This is a genomic window from Mycobacterium sp. TH-M116 (assembly GCF_057473685.1).
On the sequence record NZ_JBYCLC010000141.1, the window covers coordinates 1 to 5,885 of the forward strand.

Sequence of the window (5,885 nt, forward strand, 5' to 3'; positions counted from 1 at the left end):
CCGGCGCGGTGCTGGCGGTCCAGATGCCGTTGGGTGCGGCGCAGCCGCATCGTGTCCAGCCGGATGGCATCGGCCAGCGGCTCCACCCACCCCGACCAGCTCCCGTCCGCGCGCGCCACGGCCACCGCGATCTGGCTCGGCCCGAGGTCGAAAGACACCTGTCCATCGCCGACCGGGTGCCGCCGCGTCGGGCGCCCATCACAGACCAACTGCATCCGGTAGGCATCGCGGCCGTTGATCACCGTGCACACAATCCGCGTCGAGCGCACCTTCCCCCCGGCGACGAGCGCCTCGATCTCGGCAAGTTCGGCTGCCTGCTCCCGACGACGTCTACCCGATGCGGCTAAGGGAGCGACCGGGATCACGAACCCCGCCCCCCACTGCAACCCGACCAGACGACCCGCCGCGTCGATGTTCGGGCGCAGCGCGCCATGGCCGTCCTTGGCCGCCAGCGAATGCAACCCACGCTTGAGGGATTTGAACCGCGGCGTGCCTTTCAGGCCGAGGTGCCACTGCCTGACAGCGTCGAACGCCCGCGCCCCCAAGTTCTGGGTTTCCTGGGCCGGCAGATGCTCGCGCACCCACGACCGCCGCAGCGACGACGCGAACGATTGTGCGGCGTTGGCGGTGAAGCCGTGCGCGGCCTCCACCGCCCGAAACGCCGCACCCCGATGCGTGCGCGGCAGTTCTCGCGCCGCCTGCCACGCCGGATCGGCCTTCACCGCGCGGCTACGCCCGATGAACTCACCGGCCACCGCGTTATACACCCGCACACCAGTGAAAAACCGGATCCCGATCTCGTGGCGTTGGCATTCGCCCGCAGCGGCCACGACCGCACATGCGTGGGCGCGTCCTTCGGGCGCTTGCGCGCCCGCGGCTTGCGCTCACCGCGCGACCGATCACCGGCGCCAACAGGTGTTGTCGGTCCGGGCGGGTAGACACCGTCGGTGTGCATCCCACGACGGTAAAAGACACCACCGACATCGCGGCGCCAGCGGGCAGCGACGACTACCGGCGCGCCGCCCACAGCGTGTCGGCGCCGTGGGCACATCTTGTTTTCGTGACCACGTACCGCCGGCGGATTCTCAACTCGGCGATGCTGGACTTCTGCGAGCACACCATGTCGGGCGTGTGCTCCGATCTGGGCGCCGAGTTCGTTGAGTTCAACGGCGAGCCCGAGCACGTGCACCTGCTGGTCTCTCACCCGCCCACCCTGGCGGTCGCCCCACTGGTACAGCGGCGCAAAGGCCGCTCCAGCTACGAAATACGCCGCGAATACACCGCACCGTGCGTGCGGGCCCGCATGCGCAGCCACCTGTGGTCGCCATCGTATGTCGCCGCCTCCGCTGGCGGAGCGCCGTTGTCGGTGATCAAACGCTACAGCGAAAACCAAACCCGGCCCCTCTAACATCGGGCTACGCCCGACAGGGGCCGATCCACGCAGCCGCTACGCCGCTGGTTTGCGCCAGTGGTTACCTCATCCACCAACGTGATGCGCTAACCGCACTGCTAAAGCAGCGCGGCTTGCGCGCTACGATTCCTGGTCATCATGACTGCCGCGGGCCGCAACTACGGCGGGCTCACCCCCGAACAGCGTGCGCAGGGACGCCGCGAACGCCTGATCGAGGCCGCCCGCATGCTCGTCGCCGAGGGCGGCGTGGCCTCGCTGACCGTCGATCTGGTCTGCCAGCAGGCGAATTTGAGCAAGCGGTACTTCTATGCCGAATTCGCCGGTAAGGACGACCTGCTCGACGCCTGCGCCGACGATCTGTTCCGGCGGTTGGTGGCCCGGATGGACGAGGTGCTGACCACCGCCCCGCTCGCCGATCGCGTCGAGGGCACCCTGCGCGCCGTGGTGCGCGCTCTGGCATCCGACCGCGCGGACGCGCGGCTGTACATGGAGTGCCCGGGCTTTCCGCGGCTGCGGGAACATCAACGGCGTGCGGTGCGCGACTTCACCGACCGCATGGCGGCCGACGCCATCGTCTTCACCGGACGCCCCAAGCCATCCGTCGACCGGAAGTTGGCGACGCGCGCGCTGGTCGCCGGGACCACCGACCTCATCGTCGCCTGGCTGCACGGCGACATCGACACCGACGAGGACACCCTGGTCACCACCCTGACCGCCGCGGCCGGCGGGGCGGCAACCGCCCTCTAGCCGGTTCGGCTTGTCGCGCAGCCGTTTTCGCTAGGGGCACGGATGCCGCATCGCGCCCGGAGACGTCTGCCCGGCACCGTTCCAGCCCAGCGAGATCACGACGAACCGCGGGCGGTAGAGGCCCACCCGGCGGTACAGGTCGCCGCCGGGCAAGGTGTCGACACTGTTGACGTTGTAGGAAACCACGACGGCGGTGGGCGTCGAGTACTCGGGATGAACGTGGGCGTTGTAGGTGTAGACGTCGGCGTCGTGATAAGTCCCCGAGCTGCCGCTCTCGGGCGTGACGTACAAGGTGGTCGCGGGCCCGAACGGCCCCGTCGGGGCGGGGCCGAACCGGCCGACGATCCGGTCGCTGAATCCCGTGCCGCCCTGCATCGTGGTGAGCATGTACGCGCCGTGGCGCAGCCTGTGCACCGAGAACTCGCCGGCGATGCCGTCAGTCACCCGCAATGAATCCGACTCCGCCGTCGACCAGCCCCGGCCGGTCCAGTAGGAGAAAGGTTGGCGCAGATCGCCTCCCGTGACGCGGGCCACGTGCAGATACCTGTGTTCGCCGTCGGTCTCGACACCGTACACGTAGGTCCAGGCGCCGGCCGGCTGCACCCACTGACCCCACTGGATGCCGCGCGACCGCGGCAGCGGCGTCACCGCCGGAACCCGCAGATCGCGGACGTCGAACCGGGCCAACGCGGATCCCGCGAAGGCGAAGTCGAACGGACCGGGACCGGTGGGCCGCCACTCGGTGACCGGAACCTGCAGTGCCCCATCGAGGTACGTCGCGGCTCCCAGCCAGAACCAATGGGTGGGATCGGCCGGCGCGATCAGCGCCGCGGGTCGGGCGGCGGTCCCGCCGACGATGGTGGAAAAGCGTCCCACGGCGTCACGCACGACGAACGAGTTGTGCACGAAGGCCGCGTCGGGTGGCCGGGCCCGCGCGGTGACGGGGCCCAGGAACGTGTCCGAGAAGGCGAAGACCTCCCTCCCGTCGGGAAGCGGCGACGTCCACGTGGAATCCCCGCCGGTCCACCCGGCACCGGAGTTCGCGTAGTCCGCAAGCGCGGTGTCCAGGCAGGTCAGCGGCACCGCGCGCGGCGCCGGCGACGGCGTGGCCGGACCCGAGGCGAGCGCGGTGATCAGCAGGGCGACGAGCAGCCCGCCGGCCCGTCGCCCCGGTCCACGCCGCACCGTCACACGATAGCCCTGCTCGGCGAACGACCCGGCCGGCGAGCATGGTGAGCCTTTCCTTCCCGCGCGTGCGGAGCACCCAAAATGGCCTGATTTAGGGACGTTTGGCCCTAGGGACGAGCGCTCACGGCTCGGAATACTGAGGCGCCGTGCCCAAAGCTGTTCCTATTATTGAATTCTCTGGAGGAACTCGATGACCGCGGAAGCACCGCCGGTACCCGGACTTCAAGCCCGCCGGCCGTTCCCGCAGCGTGTAGGCCCCAAGGGCAACCTCATCTACAAGCTGATCAGCACCACCGACCACAAGATGATCGGCATCATGTACATGGTCGCCTGCTTCGTCTTCTTCTTCATCGGCGGACTGATGGCGTTGTTGATGCGCCTGGAACTCGCGATGCCCGGGCTACAGTTCCTGTCCAACGAGCAGTACAACCAGCTGTTCACCATGCACGGCACAGCAATGCTGCTGTTCTACGCGACCCCGATCGTCTTCGGGTTCGCCAACCTGGTGCTGCCGCTGCAGATCGGTGCTCCTGACGTGGCCTTCCCGCGGTTGAACGCATTGTCATTCTGGCTGTTCGTGTTCGGGGCGCTGATCGCGCTGGGCGGGTTCATCGTTCCCGGCGGTGCGGCCGATTTCGGGTGGACCGCCTATACCCCGCTGTCGCAGGTGTCGCACAGTCCCGGGGCGGGAGCAGACCTGTGGATCCTGGGGATCGGCGTCGGCGGCCTGGGCACGATCCTGGGCGCGGTCAACATGATCACCACCGTGGTGTGCATGCGCGCGCCGGGGATGACCATGTTCCGATTGCCGATCTTCACCTGGAACATCCTGATCACCAGTGTGCTTGTTCTGGCTGTCTTCCCGCTACTCACGGCGGCGCTGTTCGGGCTGGCCGCCGACCGCCACCTCGGCGCACACGTCTACGACGCCGCCAATGGCGGGGTCATTCTCTACCAGCACCTGTTCTGGTTCTTCGGGCATCCGGAGGTCTACGTCATCGCGCTGCCGTTCTTCGGCATCGCCTCCGAGATCATCCCGGTGTTCTCCCGCAAACCGATCTTCGGCTACACCACGCTTGTCTATGCGACGTTGTCGATCGCGGCGCTGTCGGTGGCGGTGTGGGCGCACCACATGTTCGCCACGGGGGCGGTCCTGCTGCCGTTCTTCTCGTTCATGACGTTTTTGATCGCCGTCCCGACCGGAATCAAGTTCTTCAACTGGATCGGCACGATGTGGCGGGGCCAGTTGACCTTCGAGACACCGATGCTGTTCTCGATCGGTTTCCTGGTCACCTTCCTGCTCGGCGGCCTCACCGGGGTGATGCTGGCCAGCCCGCCGCTCGACTTCCACGTCAGCGACACCTATTTCGTGGTGGCGCACTTCCACTACACACTGTTCGGCACGATCGCGTTCGCCACCTACGCCGGCATCTACTTCTGGTTCCCCAAGATGACGGGCCGCCTGCTCGACGAACGCCTGGGCAAGCTGCACTTCTGGCTGACCCTGATCGGATTCCACACCACTTTCCTGGTCCAGCACTGGCTGGGCAATTCGGGGATGCCGCGACGCTACGCCGACTACCTGCCCACCGACGGGTGGCAGACCCTCAACGTCGTGTCGACCATTGGGGCCTTCATCCTCGGGGTGTCGGTACTGCCGTTCGTGTGGAACGTGTTCAAGAGTTGGCGCTACGGCGAACCGGTGACCGTCGATGACCCGTGGGGTTTCGGCAACTCGCTGGAGTGGGCGACGAGTTGCCCGCCACCGCGGCACAACTTCACCGAACTGCCCCGGATCCGCTCCGAGCGGCCGGCTTTCGAACTGCACCACCCGCACATGGTCGAGCGGATGCGCGCCGAATCCTACGTCGGCCGCGGCAAAACCCACGCCAAGGCCGCGGATCCGGTTCGGGTCTGAATCCCCAGACCCGTTCCGGTCCATCCGGTGCGACGTGAAACCTGTCGGACCCACCGGGCTGTGGGCTTCTCGACGCGTGCGGGTGGCGGTGAAGAATGTGGTCCTCAGCAAGCGCTCGAAGACCGGAGGCAGCCCGCCGGGTGGTGTCATCGCCGGGCGGCATGCTGGCGGTGCGTTCCGCCAACTCCCCGCGCAGGGGACCCAGTTCGGCCGCGACGTGGCTGCCCACGGCCGACAACTCGTGCACTGTGTCGAACAGCGCGTCCTGTGCGGACTCGTCGTGAGCCTGCGCAAGCAGGGGAAACGCCGCAGCCGGCATTTAATTATATTGGCTAATAAAATGCCGGGTGGGTTCCCTCAGGACGGCCTGCGGGCAAGCCTTCATGCGGTGCCGTTCACGAATCAACGCCGAAATCCCGGGTTTGGGATCCGTGAAAGGGGGGGATTATTTCGGCATGATCGCACGTCACATCGCTCGTCTTCTCGGTCCGGCCGTCGTCGCGGCGTCAGGCCTGGGCGCCTCAGCCCTGACGTCGGCCATTCCGTTCGCCGCCGCCCAGGGCTGCCCGGACGTTCAAGTGGTGGCCGCCCGCGGCACCGGGGAGGACCCCGGCCCCGGCC

General features: G+C 67.6%; 4 protein-coding genes and 1 pseudogene. 3 read left to right on the forward strand and 2 right to left on the reverse strand.

Annotated elements, in window-relative coordinates:
• Positions 1-830 (reverse strand): annotated as a pseudogene (locus AC2VOK_RS06705) (transposase); the annotation flags it as partial.
• A gap of 152 nt (positions 831-982) precedes the next feature.
• Here AC2VOK_RS06705 and tnpA point away from each other — a divergent pair.
• Both tnpA and AC2VOK_RS06715 read left to right on the forward strand, forming a co-directional pair.
• Positions 983-1,408, forward strand: a complete 426-nt coding sequence (gene tnpA / locus AC2VOK_RS06710; RefSeq protein WP_428899783.1) for an IS200/IS605 family transposase — start codon at positions 983-985, stop codon at positions 1,406-1,408.
• A 141-nt stretch (positions 1,409-1,549) separates the two neighbouring features.
• Positions 1,550-2,158 carry a TetR/AcrR family transcriptional regulator gene (locus tag AC2VOK_RS06715; RefSeq protein WP_428899780.1) on the forward strand — a complete coding sequence of 203 codons (609 nt, stop codon included), beginning with the start codon at positions 1,550-1,552 and terminating at the stop codon, positions 2,156-2,158.
• A 30-nt stretch (positions 2,159-2,188) separates the two neighbouring features.
• Here the strand turns inward: AC2VOK_RS06715 and AC2VOK_RS06720 are convergent, their stop codons facing one another.
• Positions 2,189-3,343 carry a DUF4185 domain-containing protein gene (locus AC2VOK_RS06720; RefSeq protein ID WP_428899781.1) on the reverse strand — a complete coding sequence of 385 codons (1,155 nt, stop codon included), beginning with the start codon at positions 3,341-3,343 and terminating at the stop codon, positions 2,189-2,191.
• 193 nt (positions 3,344-3,536) lie between these two features.
• On the opposite strand from AC2VOK_RS06720, the gene ctaD reads away from it, so the two are divergent.
• Positions 3,537-5,264, forward strand: a complete 1,728-nt coding sequence (gene ctaD, locus AC2VOK_RS06725) for an aa3-type cytochrome oxidase subunit I (RefSeq protein ID WP_428899782.1) — start codon at positions 3,537-3,539, stop codon at positions 5,262-5,264.
• Positions 5,265-5,885 lie beyond the last annotated feature (621 nt).

What these genes read in the sequence shown, in the direction of transcription:
- AC2VOK_RS06715 (WP_428899780.1), top strand. Translation starts at nt 1,550, where the DNA reads ATGACTGCCGCGGGCCGCAACTACGGCGGGCTCACCCCCGAACAGCGT.
- ctaD (WP_428899782.1), top strand. Translation starts at nt 3,537, where the DNA reads ATGACCGCGGAAGCACCGCCGGTACCCGGACTTCAAGCCCGCCGGCCG.